Source organism: Paenibacillus sp. J22R3 (genome assembly GCF_056269305.1).
In genome coordinates this window covers 280,743-303,579 of the sequence record NZ_JBWDNS010000003.1, presented here as the reverse complement: position 1 = coordinate 303,579, position 22,837 = coordinate 280,743, and the positions used below count along the sequence as shown (strand labels likewise).

The window sequence follows — 22,837 nt, the reverse complement described above, 5'->3', positions numbered from 1 at the left end:
GGCCAGAAGCAAATATTCGCTGGATGAGGTGTGTGATGAGTTCTATCACGAGTAGAGTCTATGTTACGATAGACGGGAAGTGACAATAAAGGGGTAGAACAAGGTGGTATTGACGGGGGCAGTCGTAAACGCAGCTGCAATAATTGGGGGAGGCACACTTGGCATCGTGCTTCCTCATGTCAAAGAAGAGATGAGAAAAACGGTTATGGCCGGAATGGGGATGCTTGTACTTGTCCTCGGTATCGGCATGGCGCTCAAGTCCAATAACTTTGTACTCGTTGCCTTCAGCTTAGCGATTGGCGGGATCTTTGGCGAGCTGCTTGCCATTGAGCATAAGCTGCAATTACTAGGTGAGCGTTTGCAGAAACTAGTATCGCAAGCCAAGCCAAGCAGCGTTGCGGAAGGGTTTGTCACGACGACACTCATATTTTGCATCGGGGCTATGGCGGTGCTTGGGTCGCTGGAGAGCGGCTTGCATAACAACCATGACATCTTATTTACCAAATCTATTTTGGACGGATTTCTAGCGCTGCTCTTTGCTTCGACTTTAGGCGTTGGGGTACTTTTCTCTTCGGTGCCGATCCTGTTGTATGAAGGAGCACTTGCGCTGTTTGCTTCCATTATTACTACTTGGATCGGTCAGACGATGCTGGACGATATTATCGTGGAGATAACGTCCATCGGCGGGGTTTTGATTATGGGCATCGGCATTAATATCTTGAACGTGATGCGGATCAAGGTCGCGAATTTGCTGCCTTCTATTCTAATTGGCGCTTGTCTTGTGCCGATTCTAAAGTGGCTGGGCATTTGAACCAAAAATCGGGTCGGGCTCCGCTCCGGTTGCCGAGAGTCGAGAAATCCGACTCTCACGGCGGAACCGCGCTGAAATGCTGCCTCAAATGCAACATTTCACTCTCGGGATGGCCGAATTCCACCAAATGCTGCAGCAAATGCAACAATTCAAGGGGAATGGGTAGCAAAAAGAGCTCTTTGGGAGATTTTGTTGCATAAAGCGCAACATTCTCTCCCAGAGAGCTCTTTTTATATAGAAATGTTGTAAAATTGGCAACATTTCTTTCGCGTACATCCGGGCTCATGATAGTGCAATCGCGGTTGTTACTGCTGCTGCGGCGGGTTTTTCTTATTCTTAAGGTCGCTCATAATTTTGCGCCCTGTTGGCGTTTGGGCCAGGCCGCCGCCGGCTGTTTCGCGGTGGATCTCCGGCATGGCTGAGCCGACTTCTAGCATTACTTGTATGACTTCGTCGGATGGAATGACGCTGCGAACACCGGCAAGCGCCATATCCGCGGCAGCCAGCGCCGTAACGGCGCCGAAGCCGTTGCGAACGATGCATGGAATTTCTACGAGTCCGCCGACAGGGTCGCAGATTAACCCAAGCGTATTCTTCAGCGCGAGGCCTACGGCATGAATCGCTTGTGCTGGCGTACCGCCTCGCAGCTCCACGAGTGCGCCGGCCGCCATGCCGATGGCGGAGCCGACCTCCGCCTGGCATCCGCCTTCGGCGCCGGAGACGAAGGAATTGTTGGCGATGACATAGCCAATGGCGCCGGCGGCGAATAAAGCATAGACCAGTTCTTCGTCTGCCAAGCCAAACCGCTCCTGGGTGCTGACGAAGACGCCGGGGATGATGCCGCAGGAGCCCGCCGTTGGCGTTGCGATGATGCGGCCCATGGAGGCGTTAACCTCAGACACCGCAAGCGCATACGCCATCGCATCGCTGGCCGATCCGCCGAGGCTTGGCTCGAGCTCTTGTCTCTTCGCCAGCACGCGCTGCGCATCAAGACCGGTTAACCCGCTGCGCGATGTGGTATTCTCGTGCAGACCGCGGCGGACCGCTTCTTTCATGACGCCGTAATAGGCGGTCATCTTGGCGAATTCGTCCGCTGGCGACTTTCCTGACTCCGCGCTTTGTTCCTCCAGCATCAACCGCCCAATCGAAAGCCCACGCTGCGCGCACAGCTCGCCAAGCTCTGATAACGTCCGAAAATTCATTACGCACCAGTCCCCTCTGATTGACTAAGATCAACGGTATAAATGGCTTGCACATGGTTGATTTCTTTGATTGCCTCAAGCAGCGGAGCGGGCAGGGCAGCATCCAGCTCAAGCACAGTCAGTGCATCACCGCTTCGACCTTTACGATCGACGGACATATGACCGATGTTGACGCTTTCCGATTTCAGCAAGGAAGTCAGGTCGGCAATCACGCCGGGACGGTCAGCATGCCGGATGACAAGCGTGGGGTAGTTGCCGGTAAGCTTAACGGCAAATTCATTTAATTCGACGATTTCGATATTACCGCCTCCGATGGAGGTTCCGATCAAGGATAGCTGCTGCGGGACAGGCTGATCCACGGATAAGACGAGTTTTACTGTATTGGGATGGGAGAAGAGTCCTTTGCCTTGTTCGAAAGAAATAGCAAGGCCTCGATCACTCGCGATATCGAGCGCTTGCGGGATGCGATAATCATCTGTGGCGAAGCCAAGCAATCCGCTGACAATCGCAATATCCGTACCATGTCCTTGATAGGTAGCGGCGAAGGAGCCGTAGAAAATAATTTCCGCTTGATCCGGCACGCCGCCCAGAAGCTGACTGGCAACAAGCCCGATTCGGACTGCGCCGGCGGTATGAGAGCTGGAAGGTCCCACCATGGAGGGGCCGATAATGGAGAATACGTCTTTGAATCGCATGCGGCAGCAGACCTCCGATTAGAATGTGGCGACAAATTAGGCCGTAAACATATGCTATTGTTTCCAAGAGCAGCAAAGAGAACTCATTTCCAAGTTGTTCGTAATGGCTAGCTCAGCCGATAGGCTGCGGGGGACACGCCGTACTTCTGACGGAAGACGCGATAGAAGTAAGAATAACTGCCGAAACCGCAAGTTATCGCAATCTGCTCCAAGGTCATGGTGCTGTATTTGATGCGGTCAATGGCCATGGATAATCGGACATTTTGGGTATACTGAATGATGGTCATGCCATAGCATTCCTTGAACAGATGGACGGTACGCGATACGCTGAGCCGTGCACATTCGGCCACCTCGGCAATCGTGAACGACCGTGCGGCATTCTCGTCGATGAAGTTTTTCATGCGCGTGGCGACAAATGATTTCCCTTGAAACACCGACTGTGTTGTGATCGCACGGTCAATGCAGAGGCATAACGAGCGCAGTAAATAATCGGCCAGCTCGCGATCCTCTGCTTCAAAGCGCCGTTTCTCTAAGATAAGTGCCTGCCAGACCGACAGCCAGCGTTCATCCGGAACAACCTTTACGCGCTGAGGGCGATCCTTGCGGCTCCACCACTCGTCGAGCCAGCTCCCGCGACAGATGACGTAATAATCGCCGCTTGAGATCTCGGTTTGCGCATCCTCTTCTTCCTGAGAGTGACTTGGCGCGATGTTCAGCTGATAGTAGTCACCAGGCTTAAAGAGCAGCAGATCACCGGCTTCAATTCGCTGCATCCGACCGTCGACGAGCGCCTCACAGCTGCCGTCCACTTGCAAACGAAACACATAGGCGCGCAATCCGTCCCGATTGGTAATCTGAAATGGCTGTGAATGATAGGAGTAATTGCAGCTCATAATTTCGGTATTCAAAGGTCTCTCTCCATTTTACAGCAAAATTGTACATGTCACTGTTATATAATACATCTACGAACGCCTTGATATCCACTATAATGGTTGTCAGATTGGTCAACTAACCGGGCTTGACGCCGATCAGGCGTTCATCCGTCATTATGAAAGGAAGATCACAAGTGAAAATCGGATTACAATTGTTTACACTGCGTGACGATACAGCTAAAGATTTCAGAGGCACGCTTCGCCAAGTAGCGGCAATGGGCTATGAAGGCGTTGAATTTGCAGGCTACGGAGATATCCCGGCTGAAGAAATGCGCGACCTTCTGCAAGAGCTTGGCCTTGAAGCATTCGGCAGCCATGTTGGCTTGCAGCAGCTTGAAGAGAGCTTGGACGAACAAATCCAATACCTCAAAACAGTTGGCGCACGTTATGTGATCTGCCCATGGTTATCCCCTGAGCAATTGGCTGGCGGAGAAGCGTTCTGGCGCGAGCTGATCGCGAAATTCGCAACTTTCGGCGCTCGTCTGCGCGAAGAAGGTCTGCAATTCTGCTACCACAACCATGACTTTGAATTTGCCGCTCAAATCGACGGCGAATACATTTTCGATGCGATGTACACGAAAGTAGATGCTGATCTGCTTAAAGTGGAAATGGACATCGGTTGGGTGCAATATTCCAATCAAGATCCGCTGGCTTATATCGCCAAATATGCCGGCCGTCTGCCGCTGCTTCACTTGAAAGACTTCCGCAAAGAAACATCGGTCAACCATATCGACACAGTCGAGCTGGGTAAAGGTGATCTTGCGCTGAACGATATTATCGACGCGGCTAACAAAGCAGGCGTTGAATGGCTTGTTGTTGAGCAGGACAGCTGCGCAAACCCGCCGCTTGAATCCGTACAAACAAGCATGGAATGGCTGAAAGCAAACGGCCATAAAGCATAATTATTGATCAAAGGGAGAGTTACTTCACATGAAGAAAATTAAAGTAGCCGTTGTAGGCTGCGGTGCGATCGCTCAGCGCCGTCATATTCCGGAATACGCTGCTAACCCGAACGTAGAGTTCGTAGCATTCGTAGATCCAGTTATCGAACGTGCAGAAGAACTTGCAGAGAAATACAATGCGAAAGCATTCATAAGCTACGAAGCTATGCTTAGCGAAATGAAACCAGAGGCTGTCAGCGTTTGCACGCCGAACTATCTGCATGCTCCGGTTACAATTGCTGCTGCAAACGCAGGCGCTCACGTGCTTGTTGAGAAGCCAATGGCATCCACGGACGAAGAAGCGGCTGCCATGATCGAAGCAGCCAGCAAGAACGGCGTATATCTGATGGTTGGTCACAACCAACGCCTAATGCCTCCACACGTGAAAGCGAAGCAGCTTCTTCAAAGCGGCGCGCTTGGCCGCGTATTGACATTCCGCACTTCCTTCGGCCATCCCGGTCCTGAAGGCTGGAGCGTAGACGGCAAAGGCAGCTGGTTCTTCCGTAAAGAAGAAGCAATCATGGGCGCAATGGGCGACCTTGGCGTGCACAAATCCGATTTGATCCGTTACCTGCTTGACGATGAAGTTGCGCAGGTAACAGGCTACATCGGTACGCTTGATAAAGAAGGTACAGATGTTGACGATAACGCGACGTGCTTGCTTCGTATGAAGAGCGGCGCAATCGGCACGCTTGTAGCAAGTTGGACGTACTACAAAGGCGAAGACAACTCCACTGTACTCTGGTGCGAGAACGGCGTTATGAAGATCGGTACAGATCCGAAGGATCAAATTATCGTTGAGCTTCGTAACGGCACAGTGGAACGCTACAACGTCGGTGCAATCAGCACAAACGATAAGCAAGAAACGAGCGGCGTTGTAGATGCGTTCATCGAATCGCTTCTGACTAACACCAAACCAAGCATCTCCGGCGAAGAAGGCCGCAAATCGCTTGCAGTGATCTTGGCTGCATTCGAATCCCAAGCGACAGGCCGCGTAATCTCTCTTTAATACACACTACCAACACGATGACCCGCAGGCAGCACACTTGACCATTCAATGTGACTGCTTACGGGTCATTTTTCGTCCTCAACACGCTAAGATTACCTCATCATAGTTTAATAATGCCTTATTGCAGGCGTGGGCTTGTAACGCTATGCTAACCTTGTGCCGTTTGTGCTGATTTTCTTCAAATCCGATTCAGAGAGGAAAGGAATTGAATATGAACGAAACGAGAATTAGACGACTTATCGGACCGGAGCCGCAATCCTATTGGGATGACCTGGAATTCAGCGGCCGTAATGAATGGAATGATCGCATTCTCTCGCAGCTGGTATTCGCTCAGGAGCTGTCGAAGGTGAAGGGACTAAAGTATGATGCGGTGATCGCAAGCACGCTTGATTACATAGAACAGCGCATCGCGGAGGATGGCGCCATCGTAAAACAAGCTGCACTTGAGGCGGAACGAATGCTGCAAAGCTTAGCTGCTGATGCGAAAAGTTACGATGTCATTGCAGTGTCCCACGCGCATATCGATATGAACTGGATGTGGGGCTGGGATGAGACGGTTTCCGTCACCATCGATACGTTCCGCACGATGCTTAATCTGATGGAGGAGTATCCGGAGTTTACGTTCTCTCAATCCCAAGCCTCGATTTATCGAATCGTAGAGCAATATGCTCCATCGATGCTGGAGGAGATCAAACGCCGAGTGAAGGAAGGCCGCTGGGAAATTACGGCGTCGCACTGGGTGGAAGCGGATAAGAACATGCCAAGCGGCGAGAGCTTAGCACGGCATATCCTCTATACGAAACGCTACCTTAGCCGCTTATTTGATATTGCGCCGGATAGCTTGAATTTGGATTTTGAGCCGGACACGTTCGGGCATAGCCTACAGGTACCGGAAATACTGGCCAATGGCGGTGTGAACTATTACTACCATTGCCGCGGTGCTGAGGGAGACCCGCTTACCCGCTGGGAAGGGCCTTCCGGTAAATCGGTCATCGTCTACCGTGAACTAACCTGGTATAACGATTTTGTCCGTCCTGTATTCACGTCTTATGTACCGGACATTTGTCGCAGGACAGGCTTGAATTCTTATCTGTATGTATATGGAGTAGGCGATCATGGCGGCGGGCCGACCAGACGTGACTTGAATCGTTTGCGAGCGATGCAGGAATGGCCGATTTGCCCCACGATACGGTTCGGCGGTTATGCCGATTATTTCAAAGAAGCGGAGCGTGTCGGGGATCAATTGCCTGTTGTGAAAGGCGAGTTGAATGTCGTCTTTACAGGCTGCTACACGTCTCAGACCCGGATCAAGAATGCGAATCGTGTTTCAGAGGCTGCTCTTAACGAGGCGGAATTGTTCAGCTCGGTAGCTGCAGCAGCACATGGAGCAGTTTACCCGGGTGACACTTTCGAGGAAGCATGGCGTGGTGTATTGTTTAATCAGTTTCATGATATCCTGCCAGGCTCCGGCGTTATCGAAACTCGCGAGCATGCGCTGGGGTTGTTTCAGAACACGATGGCGATTGCCGGAACGAACCGGAAGCTTGCGCTTGAGCGAATCGCAGCCGATATTGATACATCGGAGATTGAGATTGGCCATTCGGCCACGAACACGGCGCAAGGAGCTGGTGTCGGCTTCGGGACCCGTGATTTCAAGATTACGCAGGTAGAGCGCGGAGCCGGAAGCAATCGTATCGTGCATCTCTTTAATTCTTCGCTGCAAGCGAGGGAGGAAACCGTCGAAATCCTGCTCTGGGATTGGAAGAGCCCGATTAAGGCGATTGTCGTGAAGACCGCTGCGGGCGAGACCGTGCCAAGCCAGGTTCTGGATAGCGGCCGGAATGCCTATTGGTCGCATGATTACTTGCGATTGCTTGCGCGCGTGAAGGTGCCGGCGTGCGGCTATTGCACCTTGATCGTAGCTGAAGGGGAAGGTTACTCCTCCCAAATCGTCATTGGTGATCCGCGGGTTGACCGGGATGAAGATTATTTGCTCGAAAATGAATTTGTGCGGGCTGTTTTTAATCCAACAGACGCTTCTGTAATTTCCCTCAATGACAAGAGATCCGGCGAGGAGCTGATAGATTCAGCCAGACCGGCCGCGATATTCCGACTAATTCAGGAGGATCCGAGCAAAGGGATGGCGGCATGGTGGGTGGGCCGTTTTATGCAAATCGACAGCCTCCATGAGCGGGTAATCATGAAGAAGACGGTTTCGGGGGAATTGCGGCAAACAATCAGCTATGAAATGCAGTTCAAGACTTCGTCATCGCTTCACGTGACGGTTTCACTGGATGCAGGCAGCACAAGCCTTGATTTCCATGTGGAATGCAATTGGCAGGAAGCGGGTAGCAGAGAGGTTGGCATTCCGCAGCTGCAGTTCCATCTCCCAATTGGCTATACGAGTGAAGCCTACAAATATGATGTTCCGTTCGGGACAATTGTACGGGAAGCCAGAGATATGGAATTGCCGGGCAACAGCTTTGTGCAGGCATTGCGTGCTGATGATCCGCATAAGCCCACGTTGTTCATCGTGACGAACAACAAATACGGTTTCCGGGGAACGGATAATTCGATGTCCGTTTCGCTCATACGCGGTTCGTATGAACCGGATCCCTATCCGGAGCTTGGCAACCATCATCGGATTAAGCTTTCCGTTTGTCTGGCGGAAGCATCGGCGTCAAGCCGCGATATCATCGAGCAGGCGTACCGGGTTAACCACAAGGTGAATGTGCTGTCAGGCTCGAAGCGGTCGGGCTCGAAGCCGGCGGATGCGGGGTATATCGAGCAGTTGGATGACGCGGTTGCCGTATCGGCAATCAAAGTTCCGGAAGGAAACAGCGGGGCCAGCTGGATTATTCGGATGTACGAAGCGGATGGGAAGCGCGCGAACGCCTCATTCAAGCTGTTCCAAGGCGCAGTAAGAGCATACGCGGTCGATGTGAACGAGAACCTGATTCCGGGCGATCGTACTGTGACGCTTGCGGGCGATACATTAAACGTTGAAGTAGCGCCGTATTCGCTTGCTGCTGTACGCATTGATTTCTAAACGAACTCATATGAAAAGGCTAGCTCCCGTCGGGGGCCAGCTTCAGGCTGCCTGAGAAAGTCAGGCAGCCATTTTTTTTGGATCAAATTGTAACGGTTGTCAGCGAGCCTATTTCTAGGAAAAATCGATGTTTTAAACGCTTACGGTTGTGACAGAGGTTATATAGATCAGAATGGTTAATTTCGACTAGAAAATGGTCATTTAAGCTCTGTGGCAACCGTTAGCGAAAAAAACAGCGCTTTTTATGCAAAATAGCTACTGTCACAACCGTTACAAGTTTGAATGTTGTGGTTAGGAGACGGGATAAGCGGCTGGTTCCGCTGCAGTTAAAGGCTAGCCCGAGCATCACGTCGATGCAGGGCTAGCCTTTTCATTTACTTCTTATAAACAAGCGGGTTGAGCGGGGAAACAGCGGGTTCCCCTGCTTTAACACCTGGGAACCATGACTTTAAATCGTTTTCGCGTGCACTGCTGTCCGGTTGTGCCATCGTGTTGACGCCGTCAGCGACATAGATGATCGTCATGACTTCGCGCATGGAATCGGTTGGATTGCCCGGCGCAGAATGCAGCGTCCATCCTGCGTGGAATGTTGCATCACCTGCGGACATAGCGCCGTAGTTCGTCTTCGCAAGGCCTTTGCCTTCAATATAGGAGCCAAGCGTCTTATGTGATTCGTCGGAGATGAATTGACGGCTCATGTAGCCGGACGTATGTGATCCATCCACGAAAGTCATCGAGCCGACTTCCTCGGAAATCGGAACAAGCGGCATCCAGAGCGTAATTGTGTTTGGCGTTTCAAGCGGCCAGTACACTTGGTCTTGGTGCCACGGCGTATGACCGCCGCCCGGTTCTTTAAACAATGCTTGATCGTGATAGATCCGAACGCCATCCACACCCATAAGCTCGGCTGCGATTTTGGCGAAACGACGCGCCATGACGAAACGTTTGATACCTTCATTCATTTCCCATAGGTTTCCGATTTGGATAAAAGCTTTACCGTACGTATCCCGCTCTTCAACCGGTTTCGTATGGTTATTGTGCTGACGCACGGTTTGCTCGATAAGCGGTTCATAGAAGCTCATTTCATCAGGAGTTACAATGCCCTTCAGGAGGATATGCCCGTTCTTCTGATAGGAATCGGTTTGTTCTGCTGTCAACGTATAATCGCTGTCAAGCTGCGGAAGCTCGGCGAGGTTGGATGGATTTGTGGTCGTCATTATGATCTAATCTCCTTAGTACTGCTAAGATGCTTTTATTATAAAGCACAGCTCCTGCTGCTGACTTTGTTCCGGTCTCTCAATTCTTTTGTCAAAAACAACTGCGACTCGTATATAATAAAAGCAACTCATACCCGATTGCGTCCAAGGAGCTTATCCAAATGTACTTATCTGAATTGATGGAGAAACAGCCGATTGTTCCCTATATTCGAGAGAGCGATTATGCCGTCAGGAAGCCGTGGTTATCCGCGGAACGGAGATTGCTTGATTATTTGCTCGTTTATTTTCAAGAAGGAGAGTGCGTGTTTCAAGTAGATGGTGTCCCCTATGAGTTTCGAAGAGGCGACTTTTGTCTGATTCAACCGAATGTCTTGAATGTGCTGGAGGGGAAAACGAATACGATTACGCCGTTTGCCCATATGGACTTCTTCTACGATTCGCTCAGGGAGGACCGATTTCCGACCCGCAGCGGCCAGATTGATCTGGAGCCGTACAGCCATCTCATTCAGCCGCGGCTGAACGACTTTCATGGCGTTACAATCCCGGTCAGGCTGCAGCCGAAGCATCCGATCGCGCTGCGGGACAAGTTTCTCGCGATGGTGGAGTGCTGGCAGCATCGCGATCCGCTTATGCAGCTTCGGGCACAGTCCATGGGAACAGAAGTGATCCTAACCATTCTGGAGGATCACACCGATCTGAAGCAAACGGAGAAGGCAGCGCCGCAGCGGATGAATTGGATTACTTCCTTCTTATCCTTGAATTTGGCCGAGCCGCTCACGGTCAGTGAAATGGCAGCGAGAGCGAACCTTTCCCCTTCGCGTTTCAGCGCGAAATTCAAGGAGCAGCTCGGCGTTTCGCCGCATCGGTACTTGCTCCAATTGCGCATTCACCATGCGCAGGAGCTGTTGACCGGATCGGACAATACCATTGAAGAGATTGCCGCGTACTGCGGCTTTGCCGATGTGCATCATTTTACGAAAGCGTTCAAGAAAGAGGTTGGAGAAGCGCCGGGCCATTACCGCAGCAAACGTTGCACATAATCTGACCCAGAACCCACCTCGAGCCCACATCGAACCCACCATCATTGCAATCAGTTTCTTAACCTGACCCGAGCAAACTAACTTCATGCCTCGCAACCACAGTGCGCCGCCGCATCACTTATTATCGTTTTATATAAACAAAAGCTGTCTCCAAAGTGTCGCATGACACAAGTTGGGACAGCTTTTGATTTGGCAATTGCTTAAGGTTTGATAAATTGCTGCGTCCAATACGGACTCATGCTTCCGCCCGGAGCATAGCCGACGCCCAGTTGGGTGAAGTTAGCACTGAGGATGTTGGCACGGTGACCCGGGCTGTTCATCCAAGCAGTCATAACCGCTTGTACGCCTTGCTGACCAGCTGCAATGTTCTCGCCGGCATAGGAGTAGTTGATGCCGAACTGTTTCATCATATCGAACGGACTGCCGTAGGTTGGAGAATTGTGATCAAAGTAACCTTTGTCACGCATATCATTCGATTTGGCTTGTGCAACCTTGGACAGCGATGCATTCAGCGACAGCGGCTGAAGGCCGGCTTTCGACCGTTCTGCATTAACCAGCTGCAGGATTTGCTGCGAGATGGAGGAGCTGTCCGCTGCGTTGGATCCGCCGGCATTGCCGGTGTTGCCAGCATTACCGGTGTTTCCTGTATTGCCAGTATTACCTGTATTTCCGGTATTACCTGTATTGCCAGTGTTTCCGGTATTCCCGGTCCACTTATTGCCGCCGGGGTAGGTAACATTCGGATAGCCAGTGCCCGGATTCGCGGCGCCGCCGCCACCCGGATTCCAAGTACCGCCATAATAAAGCTGATACCACGGTATATTGCCTAACTGCGTATTCTGGGCTCTCAGCGTGCCTGGCTGGGTTGTCCGCAGCATGCGATGACCTGTGTTCAGCGGCAGAAGATCATCATTGGATTTGATGCTCAAACGCTGCTGGTTGAGGTCGTGTCTGCTTGCCGAGTGGTAGGTGTTGTTTGGAGTGACGTTGCGATCCGACACCCCATTGTAGATAAGAGCGCCAAGACCAAAAGCTAATACAATTCCGAATAATGTACCGAAAAACCTTCTCATTTGAGTAACCAGCTCCTTTCACACCAACTAATATGTTCAGCGGGGAAAGGAGCTATTCGATCTCAGAGCTAGGCAATATCAAGCAAATTGCTCAAGGATGAGGACATCGCGGCCATTAATGACAGCTTGCCCAGCGAATGTGTTTCCGGTAATAAGGTCGGTGCCTGACTCTGTTCCGAGCTCGATCGTGACGGATTTTGCATTGTGGTTCAGGACGAATAAATAAGCGCGATTATCGATCACTCTGCGCGTAACTTCAACGCCCGGCTGCTTGCCCGGCAATGGAGCAATACCATGCTGTTTGCACAATACATCAGCGAAACCCTGCAGGAATTGTTCATCCGGGCTGGAAGCGACATACCAAGCTTCGCCGCTGCCATACTTATTGCGAGTTAGGACAGGCATGCCGGCATAGAAATCCTCGCCATATTCGGCGATGACTTCTGCGCCTTCGCTGTGGATAAGATCACAAAGCAAATTGCAGCGATAAGTGCCTTCAAGCGTACCTAAAGTATCTTTCATTACGACTGAGTTGGTGCCGTTAGGGAGCAGGGCGTCGATTTCCTCGGCCCAGATGCCAAGGAGCGGGCGCAGCTCTCCCGGATATCCGCCTAACGTTACAATATCGTTCTCGTTCACGATCCCGCTGAAGAAGGTCGTTACGAAGGTTCCGCCGTCCCGGACAAAATCTTCGATTCGCGAAGCCATACCCGGCTTGACCATGTACATAACCGGAGCGATAACGATGTCATATGCGGAGAGATCATCCTCGAAGGATACGATGTCCACTTGGTAGCCGCCATCATAGAAAGCCCGGTAATACTTATGAATTTCGTCGACATATTTCAAATCAACGGTCGGTCCGCTCGAATATTCGATTGCCCAGCGATTCTCCCAGTCGAACATAATGGCAACTCGGCTCGGCAGTCTCGAACCAAGAAGCTTCGTCCCCATAGCGTTCAGCTCAGCTCCAAGCTGTGCGCATTCGCGGAATACACGAGTATGCTCATGACCGACATGCTCAATAAGCGCGCCATGGTATTTCTCGCAAGCACCGACAGAGCGGCGCAACTGGAAGAACATCACGCTGTCCGAACCATGCGCGACGGCTTGATAGCTCCATAGGCGCATAATTCCGGGACGTTTGAGCGTGTTATACGCTTGCCAGTTCTGCTGGCTCGGCGTTTGCTCCATCAACAGAAACGGTGCTCCGCCTTTCAGCCCGCGCATCAGATCATGCGTCATCGCAACGTAGCTGGAGGGGGTATTCATGGAAGGATAGTTATCCCAGGCAATGATGTCCATATGCTTGGCCCATTTGAAATAATCAATTTGTTTATAGGTTCCCATTAAGTTAGTCGTAACGGGAATATCAGGCGTGTAAGCCTTAATGGCATCATATTCCAGCTTGTAACATTCAAGCATGCTGTCCGAATTGAAGCGGCTAAAGTCGAGCGAGATGCCTTGGAAACAAGTTTTGTCGTACGACCATTGCTCTGTTAGCGCGCTTGGCAGCACAATTTCGTCCCACTCGTAGAAGGTATGTCCCCAGAAACGGGTATTCCATTGTTCATTTAGTTTGTCCAAAGTGCCGTATTTCTTCTGCAGCCAACCGCGAAATGCGATTTCGCATTGATCGCAGTAACATTCGCCGCCATATTCATTGGAGACATGCCACAGCAGAACGGCAGGATGGTTCTGATAACGCTCTGCAAGCTTCGCGGCAAGGCGAGTGGAGTAGGTCCGGTAAACCTCGCTGTTTGGACAGGAGTTGTGGCGTCCACCGAATTTATGCTTCCGTCCTTCGAAATCGGTACGCAGAATTTCGGGATAACGCTTAGCCATCCAAGCGGGATGAGCACCCGTGCTTGTTGCCAAGCAGGCATAAATGCCGTTTGCATGGAGCATGTCCATAATCCGATCAAGGGTTTCAAAATCATAAGTATCCTCGCTTGGCTGAAGCAACGCCCATGAGAATACATTTACGGTAGCGATGTTCATTCCTGCAAGTTCCAGCATACGCATATCTTCCGGCCAGATGGCGGAATCCCACTGTTCGGGATTATAATCGCCGCCATATAACATTTTGGGCAGTTTCGAAGTATCCATAGTCGCAAATTCCTCCAGTGAAGTGAATGATAACAGCTTTATTTTATGGTAAGATGCGGATTAGAGATATATAAAAAAGAATAGGCAGGATATGATAATATGGAACAAATCATCGAGCGGAATAAAGGGTTCAATGACGGTCAGCAGCGCAGCCGCTACATGTTCACGCTGGGTGAGTACGAGCTGCCGCTTTATGTAGATAGTATCGGAATCAATCCGGACCAAGAAGCCGTGGACCGGACAAAGGGCTATCCGTGCTTCCATTGGCTGCAAACGATAGAGGGCGAAGGCGAGTTCGAGCTGAACGGAATTAAGTATTCGCTTCCGCCAGGCAACGGTTCCCTGCTATTTCCGGACGTCCCTCATTTCTATACAGCAAAGCCGGGCAAGAAGTGGGCGACCATGTATGTGACGTTCGGCGGTGTCCTGGCAGCATCGATGCTGGCTTCCCTGGGCATCCGGCAAACGGAATGGCTGAATTGGAACGAAGACGCGCCAATTACCTCGCAATTGGAGAGCATGATTGAACAAGCGCAGCATGATGAGGACAGGACAGGTCTGAATGCTTCCGCGCAGCTGTACCGATTTCTCACGATGATCAAAATATACGGCCAGAAGGGCGGACGTTCCTCAGTATTCCAGCATTTGGAGAAGCTGGACCCGCTTCTGCATTGGCTGGATTTCCATTACGGTGACCCGGATATCAGCCTGACCGATATGGCGGAGCAGCTTGGCATCAGCTCCCGTTATTTAAATTCATTATTCCGGCAGGCGTTCGGCATTACGGCCTATGCTTACTTAATTCGACTGCGGATGATTAAATCCAAGGAAATGATGAGCCTTGGCGACAAAAGGTCGATTAAAGAGATAGCGCAATTATCCGGCTATCGCGATCCCAGCCATTTCATTGCCGCATTCGGCAAAGCGGAAGGGATTACCCCGGAGCAGTTTCGTAAGCTGCACGGCTTAACGACGACCTGATAAGGAAACGGAGCGGAAGTGATTGCGATGGAGATGAAGCCATGCACGGCATGCAGAATAGAGAAGCCGCTTACAGCGTTCACGAAACGTGCGGGAAGCAGCGGCAGGCGCGGGATTTGCCGAACTTGTCTGCGTAAGAGGAAGCGGCAGACAGCGCCGGGAGATTCGGCGTTTGACAGTGTGGAGGAGGCTGTCCGGTTTCTGGAATTTGAACTTGAGGATGAGGAAGAGGACGGCGAGGCGCATGAATCTGTGCCTTTTGCAGCTGCCGATAATGATGCTCCCGCCAAGCCGACAAGGAAGCGGAAGCGTCGCCGCAAGAAGCGCAGTGCGGCCTCCAAGCCGACCGCCTCTGTCCATGATGGACAGTCAGCCTCTGCAGCGGCAGCTTCAGAGGCTGACCGTGAGCAGAAGGATGCAGCTGCTGTACAAATACAACCATCTGCATCGACTGCCGCGGTCGAAGCAGCGCCAATACCTGCAGCGAAGCGGAAGCGCAAACGTCGCCACAAACGATCGAAAGCCGCGAAGATCAAAAGCTTAAAAGCGGAAATCAGCGCTATAGAACAGGTTGCAGTTCGCCCGCCGGATCGGAACATAAATCCGATTAAAGGTGCTTTTACATACAAAACCTCGCTCCTTAATGATCGTGGCCGCGGACATATTCGGCTGCGCGGTCACCGCGAAACCGGGAAACGCTGGTCGACCGATATTCCGACGGAGATGGCTGTGCGGATGGTGGAGGAAGGTGCAGCCGGCATTATTAATCCCGGCTTGATCCACAAGCTCTATACGAAGACGGATTTCCGGCTGCTGGTGCTGCAGCGCGACGACTATATTTGCAAGTATTGCGGCCGTTATGGGGACACGATCGACCATGTGCTGCCGAAGTCAAAGGGAGGACTTTCGTCTCCCGCAAATTGCGTCTGCGCATGTGCCGCCTGCAACCTGAAAAAGGCGGATAAATTGGACTTTGTATTTGATGATTTTTAGCATCCAATGAGATGGTTTCCATATTTTATGAGGTGTATTTTGCTATTTCCCCGTGTTAACATGGGTGGCGTCGAAAGGTCGGCACACACGATAACCATAACAAGGAGGAAATATTCATGAAGATGCAACCATTTCGTATAGGTGTAGCTAGCGTACTCGCAGCCGGTTTGATCGTAGCTGGAGGAGGAGCAGCCCTGCAGAAGGCAGAAGCAGCCACAGTGAACAGTTCCGTCTCGTATAAGGTTACGAGCAGCGACACGATGTACAAGATCGCAACGAAATACGGGGTCAGCCTCAGCAAGCTGATTGCAGCGAATCCGAACATTGCGAACCCGAATGTCATTTGGGCGGGCATGACGATTAAGGTTCCGGTAACGACAGGTTCCTCGAACAGCGGATCGTCGAACAGCGGATCATCTAACACCAACACAGGAACCAGCACAACAGATAAGAGCACGTTTGCCGCTCAAGTCGTTACATTGGTTAACAAAGAACGTGCCAATGCAGGTCTGGGCATATTGAAATCCGATACGCTCTTGACGAAAGTCGCTTTGGACAAGGCGAAGGATATGTATGCGAACAACTACTTTGATCATAACTCGCCCACATACGGTTCGCCGTTTGATATGATGCGTGCTTATGGCGTTTCTTACTCCTATGCAGGTGAGAATATCGCGAAGGGTCAGCGTACGCCGGCAGAAGTCATGCAGGCATGGATGAACAGCCCGGGCCATAAAGCGAACATCCTCAGCAAAAACTTTAACAAACTCGGCGTTGCATATTACAACGGCGAGTGGGTGCAAGAATTCACGTCCTAATAATAAGATTAAATAGCTAAGAGCGGCCGTACATCGGCCGCTCTTTTTGCGTGTTATAAGTTGACGTTGTAATAACCGTCGGTTATTCTGTGACCAATGGTTATCAAACTAATCGAGACTAAATATGAGGTGCCGGTGCTATGACTACAAGAAGGCAACAATTAACGGAAGAGATGAAAGCAGCGATTCGTGCCGCAGCGGCAGCTTTATTCGCGGAGAAAGGGTATTCGGCTGTTACGATGCGTGAAATTGCCAAAGCAGCAGGCTGCTCGCATACCGCCATATATTTATATTTCAGAAATAAAGAAGAACTGCTTCAGCAGATTGCGATTCCCTCGCTGCTCAAGCTCGAACAGAAGCTGCAAGGCGAAATCAACAAGCCGGATACGGCGGCCCTGGATAAGCTGCTTGCCGTATGCAGCGAATATATCCTCTTCAGCCTGACGAGCGGCAGTCTGCAAACCGTCCTGTTCATGTCCGCCTCGGTACGAGTGGATGAACTGCAGCCGGAACTCGAGGTCAACGTCATTCGCAACCGACTGTTCGCTCACATAATGAAGGTATTGCATAGTGCGGTCTCTGAAGGGTCAGAGGAAGTGATGCAAGAGGCAGCATTGAATAATGGCCGGATCTTATTTTACTACCTGCAAGGCTTCATCAGCACCTACAGCAACCACTCCGAACCGACGGATGAGCTGCTCGCGCGGACGATGCCGATTTTCAAGCAAGGCATACAAACGCTGATTCGCGGTATGCGTTCACATTAAAACTTTCTCACTGAGCAGGGTTTGCAAGAATTAGAGGCGAAATCCTTAGGAAGACTTCATCACCCGGAGGGTATGAGACATGAGGCGTAAAGCCGTATATTGTAACAAGCCGCTTGCTGTGAATGTGAAGAGGAAGCTGGGTAAAGGGAATCATGGCGTGGACGATATCGATGCCAGATCTGATATGCACAATTACCAACGATTGATTAAATATTTGCCGGAGCCGATTTTTGTACATGACGGGAACGAAATCCTGTTCGCCAATCAAGCAGGTCTTAAACTGTTGAATATTACGGACAGCGGCGTCATTACAGGCGAGAAGAGCTTTCGTTACATACATCCGGATTATTGGGAGCGATCCGCAGAACGAGTTCAAGCGATTATGGAGACGGACGAGCCCAATGAATTTCTCGATTGCAAGGTGATTGCAGAAGGCGGGGAGATCATTGATGTCGAGGTATCCAGCACACGAATTCGCAATTACTTGAATAAAGGCACTGTTGTGCAGAGCGTGTTTCGCGATATACGCGAGAGGAAGAAAGAAGAGGAAGCGCTGATTCAATCGGAGAAGCTGTCTGTGGCCGGCCAAATGGCTGCAGGTATCGCTCACGAAATACGCAACCCCCTTACTTCGCTGATCGGCTTCTCTAAGTTTCTGAAGACGAAGATTGATCAATATCATGAGTATTTCGATATTATGCTTGTTGAATTGGACCGAATCAATTCGATCGTGCAGGAATTTATGGCGCTTGCCAAGCCGCAGGCCAATCAGTTCCGTAAGCATGACTTGGTCAAAATCATTCAAAGTGTATTGACGCTGCTTGAGACGCAGGCGATTCTGCGCGATGTGCAGATCGTCTCGCGTGCGGATGCCACTTCAGCGGAGCTGCTTTGCGACGAGAATCAGCTGAAGCAGGTATTCGTCAACGTGCTCAAGAATGCGATAGAGGCCATGCCGAGCGGAGGCGTAATCACGATTGACGTGAAGCTGCACCAGCAGAGCGAATTAATCGTTGAAATCATCGACCAAGGTGTAGGTATTCCACAGGATCAGCTGCCTAAACTGGGCGGCCCGTTCTTCACTACGAAAGACAGCGGAACGGGTCTTGGACTTATGATTTGTTATCGCATTATCGAAGGTCATCGAGGTCGAATGGACATTACGAGCATCCCTGAGAAAGGGACAACGGTGAGCATTTTTCTCCCGCGAAATGTATAGAAGTGGTAATTTCAAGAGCTGTTCCTGTATTTACCGGTAGGATTTGCTTTGCCGGATATGGTATTCTATTACGCGAGCCGAAACGTAACGTACGGGGGATCTTTTAGGGAGTGGCATAACTGCCCTCCGGCCTGTATTTCCGCATAAGGGAATGCAGCGCTGAACGCGCATATGGCGCTGGGGTGAATCGCTTATTCACGAAGCGTAGGGTTGAACTCCTCAATCCGAATCCGACAACTAACCTCGCAGGCCGCATGCGATAAGGAAGTTTATGACATAGCTTGTATAGCTGTGTGTCCTTCATCGCGATGACGGAATAAATCCGCACAAGCACAACGTGGATGATAGCCGTAAATCAAAAGGAGGCAATACAACTTGATGAAACATCTTTGGAAGAAAAGCGCGGTAATTGCAGCGCTTAGCTTTGCTGTTCTTACACACACGGCAAGCGCGGCATCGACGTACAGCGCGAAAGACGGCGACACCTTCTGGGAGCTTTCCAAGCAATTCGGCATTTCATTGGAGCAGATGCTGAAAGCTAATCCGATGATTGAGCCTACCAACATCTACGCGGGGCTTAGCATTGTTATCCCGGCTTCGAGTGTTGTGAAGACGTCGACGACTGCGAAGACAGCGCCGAAGGCGGAAGCGAAGGCTACTGCTAAGGCTTCACCTAAAGCAAAAGCAGTACCTAAGACAGCAGCAAAGGCAGCTCCGAAAGCCAAAGCGAAGGCTGCGCCGAAAGCTGTGAAAGCTGCGTCTAAAGCAGCAGTCGGTAAGTCGATGAAAATGACCTCCGTGGACAGAGAAGAAGAAATCATCACCATCGGCAGCAGCAATTATAACTATTCGGAAGTTGTTCAAGCTAAAGCAAGTGCGTATACAGCCGCTGCTTCTGAGAACGGCTCATGGGGCGCTGTTGACTACTTCGGTAACCCGCTTAAGCTTGGAACAATTGCAGTTGATCCGAAGATCATCCCGCTTGGCAGCAAGGTCTATGTTACTGGCTATGACCATGCCGGACTTCCGAGTGGCGGCATGATGGCCATTGCAGCTGATGCAGGCAGTGCCATCAAAGGCCAGCGTATTGATATTTTCATACCGCAATCACAAGAGCAAGCCAAGACGTTTGGCTTCCAATACGTGAAAGTATTCGTTCTGGAATAGCATATAGAGATGCAAACGGCAGCCCGGTCGGTGGGGCTGCCGTTTTGTTCGTTTCCATTACCTTGTCCGTGCACCGCGAGCCTCGGATTTATTCAGCAGCTCGGGCAGCGTGACGATCTGATACCCTTTGCTGCGGAGCAGCCGGATGAGCTTTGGCAGCGCAGCGACCGTGCCTGATAAATCTTGTCCTTCGCCGCCGCCGGCATGCTGCAATATAATCGAACCGGGCTGCAGCGTTCTCTTGATGTTGATGAGAATGGTGTTGCTGTCCAGGCCTTTCCAATCGACGGAATCCACATCCCAATTGACTACAATGTAACCACGCCGCCGCAGCCAGTCTACTTGCTGCGGCGTAATCTCGCCGTAGGGCGGCCGTATAAATTTGGGACTGTATCCGGCAAGAGGACGCAGAATCCAATCGGTTTGCCAAATTTGCTGCTCGAAGGCATAGCGGGAGATGCGTGAGAAGACCGCATGATCATACGAATGATTGCCGATAATATGGCCTTCCTTACGCATGCGCCTTACAAGAGCAGGGTGTTTCGCAGCGCGGTTGCCGACGACAAAGAAAGTCGCTCTTACTTTATAGCGAGCCAGTATTTCCAGTACCTGAGGCGTGTATCGCGGATCGGGCACATCATCGAAGGTCAGCGCCACTCTTCTTGATCCTCGCGGTCCCCATACAACGAATGAACCGGGAAATTGTTGCTGCAGCTTTACCCATGATATGGCGCTGCGTTTCTTCCTGCGTTTCTGCTCGCTGTTGAAAGAAGGCTGGGCATGCTTGGCACCGGCATTGATCCCGTGTCCGTCCGCGGCTTGCTCAGGCGTATTAGCACTGCTGACCTGCGGAAAGCCCTCAGATGAGGACCTGGCATCGTCAGCATATGTCGAGGAACTTAATAATGCGGACCAAGCAAGCAGAAGCAGCAGCACTAACACCCGCTTTGTTACAGGCATCCCGAACATGTTCTTCGTCCTCCGCTCCGTGCAAGAATAGCCGTGCAGTAACCGGTCGATCTCATTTTGCCCTGCCGTTCTATGATCATGCATGAAAAGATCCCTCTTTACACGGTTAGTCTCAAACACGTAACATGTAAGGGAATAAGTTGAAAAGGGGATAGAACATGCCAGCCATTGATATGCCGCTTCAAGAATTGAAAACGTATTCAGGAATCAATCCGAAACCTGCTGACTTCGATGCATACTGGGAACGCGCATTAACGGAAATGCGCCATACAGATGCTGCCGTCGAACTTATTCCTAGTTCCTTCCAAACGCCGCAGGCGGAATGCTTCGATCTCTACTTTACCGGCGTCAAAGGTGCGCGTGTTCATGCGCAATATGCGCGTCCTCGGAACGCGGCAGCGCCACATCCTGCAGTTGTTCAATTTCACGGTTATACCGGCCACTCCGGCGATTGGACGGAGCGTCTTGCTTATGTATCCCTTGGCTATTCCGTATTCGCTATGGATTGCCGCGGCCAAGGCGGCAAGTCCGAAGACACCGGCAGTGTGAAAGGCAATACCCATCAAGGCCACATCATCCGCGGTCTTGACGATGAGCCGGATCAGCTGCTGTTCCGTCACATCTTCCTCGACACAGCTCAGTTGGCAGGCATCGCGCTGAATATGCCTGAAGTCGATCCAAGCCGAGTCTATGCAATGGGCGGCTCGCAAGGCGGCGCTTTGACGATTGCCTGCGCGGCGCTTGAGCCGAGAGTAGCTAAGCTAGCGCCTGTATTCCCATTCCTCAGCGACTATAGACGCGTATGGGAAATGGATCTGGCGAAGGACGCCTACCATGAGCTGCGTACTTACTTCCGTCATTTCGATCCGCAGCATGAGCGCGAAGATGAAATTTTCACGAAGCTGGGTTACATAGACATTCAGCATTTAGCCGACCGGATTCAAGGCGAGGTGCTAATGGGCGTAGGGTTAATGGATACGATCTGTCCACCGTCCACACAGTTTGCGGCCTATAATAAGATTACCTCGACGAAACGCCTTGAAATTTTCCCGGACTTTGGTCATGAAGGGCTGCCGGGCTTGAATGATAAAATTATGCAATTTTTCTTAGCAGAATAGGGAGGGTACGTTCATGTTATTAGAAGCGAAGGATAAGCTGGTTATGATTGGCGATTCGATCACGGATTGCGGCCGGGCACGGCCTGTAGGAGAAGGGCTGTTCGATGCCATTGGCAAAGGTTATGTAGGCACTGTTGATGCATTGTTAACAGCAGCATATCCGGAGCGCGATATTCGCGTCGTGAACGTAGGAACGAGTGGCAATACAGTTCTTGATTTGAAGGCGCGCTGGCAAACGGATGTACTCGATTTAAAGCCGGATTGGCTCTCCATTATGATCGGCACTAACGATGTATGGCGCCAATTTGATACACCGCTTATTACAGAGTCGCATGTTTACCCGGAAGAGTACGCAGCAACACTGGAGGAACTCATCGTTCAGACAAGGCCGAAGCTGAAAGGGCTTGTACTCATGACGCCGTTCTACCTTGAACCGAATCCAAACGATGCGATGAGAGCTCAGATGGATCGCTACGGCGCAATCGTTCGTGATCTGGCAGCTAAGCATGATGCGCTGTTTGTGGATACGCAGGCTGCCTTCAACCGGGTTATGGAGCATATCTACCCGGCGACGATCGCATGGGATCGTGTTCATCCGAGTCAAGCCGGTCATGCGGTACTCGCAAGAGCCTTCCTGCAAGCGGTCGGATTCGATTATTCACAAGGGCTATAAGATAGCTGCTTCTGCCGATACAACAGAAGACCTCCCGATCAACCAGCGAAGGCT

The 22,837-nt window shown here is 51.2% G+C and carries 21 protein-coding genes and 1 riboswitch; of the genes, 13 read left to right on the top strand and 8 right to left on the bottom strand.

Annotated features, from left to right (window positions below; genetic code table 11):
- The first annotated feature begins 103 nt into the window (after window positions 1-103).
- Window positions 104-811 carry a DUF554 domain-containing protein gene (locus AC0YN4_RS16170; RefSeq protein WP_475782127.1) on the top strand — a complete coding sequence of 236 codons (708 nt, stop codon included), beginning with the start codon at window positions 104-106 and terminating at the stop codon, window positions 809-811.
- A gap of 55 nt (window positions 812-866) precedes the next feature.
- Here AC0YN4_RS16170 and AC0YN4_RS16165 read toward each other — a convergent pair whose 3' ends face one another.
- The 4 genes from AC0YN4_RS16165 to AC0YN4_RS16150 all read right to left on the bottom strand — a co-directional run bounded on the left by AC0YN4_RS16165 (window position 867) and on the right by AC0YN4_RS16150 (window position 3,616).
- Window positions 867-1,097, bottom strand: a complete 231-nt coding sequence (locus tag AC0YN4_RS16165; RefSeq protein ID WP_475836177.1) for a hypothetical protein — start codon at window positions 1,095-1,097, stop codon at window positions 867-869.
- 19 nt (window positions 1,098-1,116) lie between these two features.
- Window positions 1,117-2,013, bottom strand: coding sequence for an L-serine ammonia-lyase, iron-sulfur-dependent, subunit alpha (gene sdaAA / locus AC0YN4_RS16160; protein ID WP_475782126.1), 897 nt, complete (start codon window positions 2,011-2,013; stop codon window positions 1,117-1,119).
- Window positions 2,013-2,708 carry an L-serine ammonia-lyase, iron-sulfur-dependent subunit beta gene (sdaAB, locus tag AC0YN4_RS16155; protein ID WP_475782125.1) on the bottom strand — a complete coding sequence of 232 codons (696 nt, stop codon included), beginning with the start codon at window positions 2,706-2,708 and terminating at the stop codon, window positions 2,013-2,015. The genes sdaAA and sdaAB overlap by 1 nt, the downstream gene beginning before the upstream one ends.
- Before the next feature lie 107 nt (window positions 2,709-2,815).
- Window positions 2,816-3,616 carry an AraC family transcriptional regulator gene (locus AC0YN4_RS16150; protein WP_475782124.1) on the bottom strand — a complete coding sequence of 267 codons (801 nt, stop codon included), beginning with the start codon at window positions 3,614-3,616 and terminating at the stop codon, window positions 2,816-2,818.
- Window positions 3,617-3,756: 140 nt separating this feature from the next.
- Here AC0YN4_RS16150 and AC0YN4_RS16145 point away from each other — a divergent pair, with 140 nt between their 5' ends.
- The 3 genes from AC0YN4_RS16145 (at window position 3,757) to AC0YN4_RS16135 (ending at window position 8,639) form a co-directional block, all read left to right on the top strand.
- A complete protein-coding gene (locus tag AC0YN4_RS16145; protein ID WP_475782123.1) occupies window positions 3,757-4,542 on the top strand; it encodes a sugar phosphate isomerase/epimerase family protein in 786 nt (261 codons plus the stop codon).
- A gap of 28 nt (window positions 4,543-4,570) precedes the next feature.
- Window positions 4,571-5,590, top strand: coding sequence for a Gfo/Idh/MocA family protein (locus AC0YN4_RS16140; protein ID WP_475782122.1), 1,020 nt, complete (start codon window positions 4,571-4,573; stop codon window positions 5,588-5,590).
- 211 nt (window positions 5,591-5,801) lie between these two features.
- Entirely contained in the window at window positions 5,802-8,639 is a 2,838-nt protein-coding gene (locus AC0YN4_RS16135) for an alpha-mannosidase (RefSeq protein ID WP_475836176.1), read from the top strand.
- 374 nt (window positions 8,640-9,013) lie between these two features.
- Here the strand turns inward: AC0YN4_RS16135 and AC0YN4_RS16130 are convergent, their stop codons facing one another.
- Window positions 9,014-9,856, bottom strand: coding sequence for a phytanoyl-CoA dioxygenase family protein (locus AC0YN4_RS16130; protein WP_475782120.1), 843 nt, complete (start codon window positions 9,854-9,856; stop codon window positions 9,014-9,016).
- A 161-nt stretch (window positions 9,857-10,017) separates the two neighbouring features.
- Between AC0YN4_RS16130 and AC0YN4_RS16125 the strand changes: the two genes are divergently transcribed.
- Window positions 10,018-10,896 carry a helix-turn-helix domain-containing protein gene (locus AC0YN4_RS16125; RefSeq protein ID WP_475782119.1) on the top strand — a complete coding sequence of 293 codons (879 nt, stop codon included), beginning with the start codon at window positions 10,018-10,020 and terminating at the stop codon, window positions 10,894-10,896.
- Window positions 10,897-11,096: 200 nt separating this feature from the next.
- Here AC0YN4_RS16125 and AC0YN4_RS16120 read toward each other — a convergent pair whose 3' ends face one another.
- Together AC0YN4_RS16120 and AC0YN4_RS16115 are read right to left on the bottom strand one after the other, a co-directional pair.
- Window positions 11,097-11,969 carry a CAP domain-containing protein gene (locus AC0YN4_RS16120; RefSeq protein ID WP_475782118.1) on the bottom strand — a complete coding sequence of 291 codons (873 nt, stop codon included), beginning with the start codon at window positions 11,967-11,969 and terminating at the stop codon, window positions 11,097-11,099.
- A 78-nt stretch (window positions 11,970-12,047) separates the two neighbouring features.
- Window positions 12,048-14,078 (bottom strand): beta-galactosidase, encoded by a 2,031-nt coding sequence (locus AC0YN4_RS16115; RefSeq protein WP_475782117.1) that lies wholly within the window; start codon window positions 14,076-14,078, stop codon window positions 12,048-12,050.
- A 99-nt stretch (window positions 14,079-14,177) separates the two neighbouring features.
- On the opposite strand from AC0YN4_RS16115, the gene AC0YN4_RS16110 reads away from it, so the two are divergent.
- The 6 genes from AC0YN4_RS16110 to AC0YN4_RS16085 all read left to right on the top strand — a co-directional run bounded on the left by AC0YN4_RS16110 (window position 14,178) and on the right by AC0YN4_RS16085 (window position 20,023).
- The gene (locus AC0YN4_RS16110; RefSeq protein ID WP_475782116.1) at window positions 14,178-15,059 is read left to right on the top strand and encodes an AraC family transcriptional regulator; all 882 of its coding nucleotides are present in this window, start codon (window positions 14,178-14,180) and stop codon (window positions 15,057-15,059) included.
- Between the two features lie 27 nt (window positions 15,060-15,086).
- Window positions 15,087-16,052, top strand: a complete 966-nt coding sequence (locus tag AC0YN4_RS16105) for an HNH endonuclease (protein ID WP_475782115.1) — start codon at window positions 15,087-15,089, stop codon at window positions 16,050-16,052.
- 116 nt (window positions 16,053-16,168) lie between these two features.
- Window positions 16,169-16,870 carry a CAP domain-containing protein gene (locus tag AC0YN4_RS16100; protein WP_475782114.1) on the top strand — a complete coding sequence of 234 codons (702 nt, stop codon included), beginning with the start codon at window positions 16,169-16,171 and terminating at the stop codon, window positions 16,868-16,870.
- A gap of 140 nt (window positions 16,871-17,010) precedes the next feature.
- On the top strand, window positions 17,011-17,637 hold the full coding sequence (locus AC0YN4_RS16095) for a TetR/AcrR family transcriptional regulator (protein WP_475782113.1): 627 nt from the start codon (window positions 17,011-17,013) through the stop codon (window positions 17,635-17,637).
- A 79-nt stretch (window positions 17,638-17,716) separates the two neighbouring features.
- Complete coding sequence (locus AC0YN4_RS16090; protein WP_475782112.1) at window positions 17,717-18,856, top strand: ATP-binding protein; 1,140 nt, start codon at window positions 17,717-17,719, stop codon at window positions 18,854-18,856.
- Window positions 18,857-18,921: 65 nt separating this feature from the next.
- Window positions 18,922-19,124, top strand: a riboswitch (cyclic di-AMP (ydaO/yuaA leader).
- A 107-nt stretch (window positions 19,125-19,231) separates the two neighbouring features.
- A complete protein-coding gene (locus AC0YN4_RS16085) occupies window positions 19,232-20,023 on the top strand; it encodes a 3D domain-containing protein (protein ID WP_475782111.1) in 792 nt (263 codons plus the stop codon).
- Between the two features lie 57 nt (window positions 20,024-20,080).
- Here the strand turns inward: AC0YN4_RS16085 and AC0YN4_RS16080 are convergent, their stop codons facing one another.
- On the bottom strand, window positions 20,081-21,076 hold the full coding sequence (locus tag AC0YN4_RS16080; RefSeq protein WP_475782110.1) for a polysaccharide deacetylase family protein: 996 nt from the start codon (window positions 21,074-21,076) through the stop codon (window positions 20,081-20,083).
- A 74-nt stretch (window positions 21,077-21,150) separates the two neighbouring features.
- Here AC0YN4_RS16080 and AC0YN4_RS16075 point away from each other — a divergent pair, with 74 nt between their 5' ends.
- Window positions 21,151-22,110 (top strand): alpha/beta fold hydrolase, encoded by a 960-nt coding sequence (locus tag AC0YN4_RS16075; RefSeq protein ID WP_475782109.1) that lies wholly within the window; start codon window positions 21,151-21,153, stop codon window positions 22,108-22,110.
- A gap of 13 nt (window positions 22,111-22,123) precedes the next feature.
- Window positions 22,124-22,783, top strand: coding sequence for an SGNH/GDSL hydrolase family protein (locus AC0YN4_RS16070; RefSeq protein WP_475782108.1), 660 nt, complete (start codon window positions 22,124-22,126; stop codon window positions 22,781-22,783).
- Window positions 22,784-22,837 lie beyond the last annotated feature (54 nt).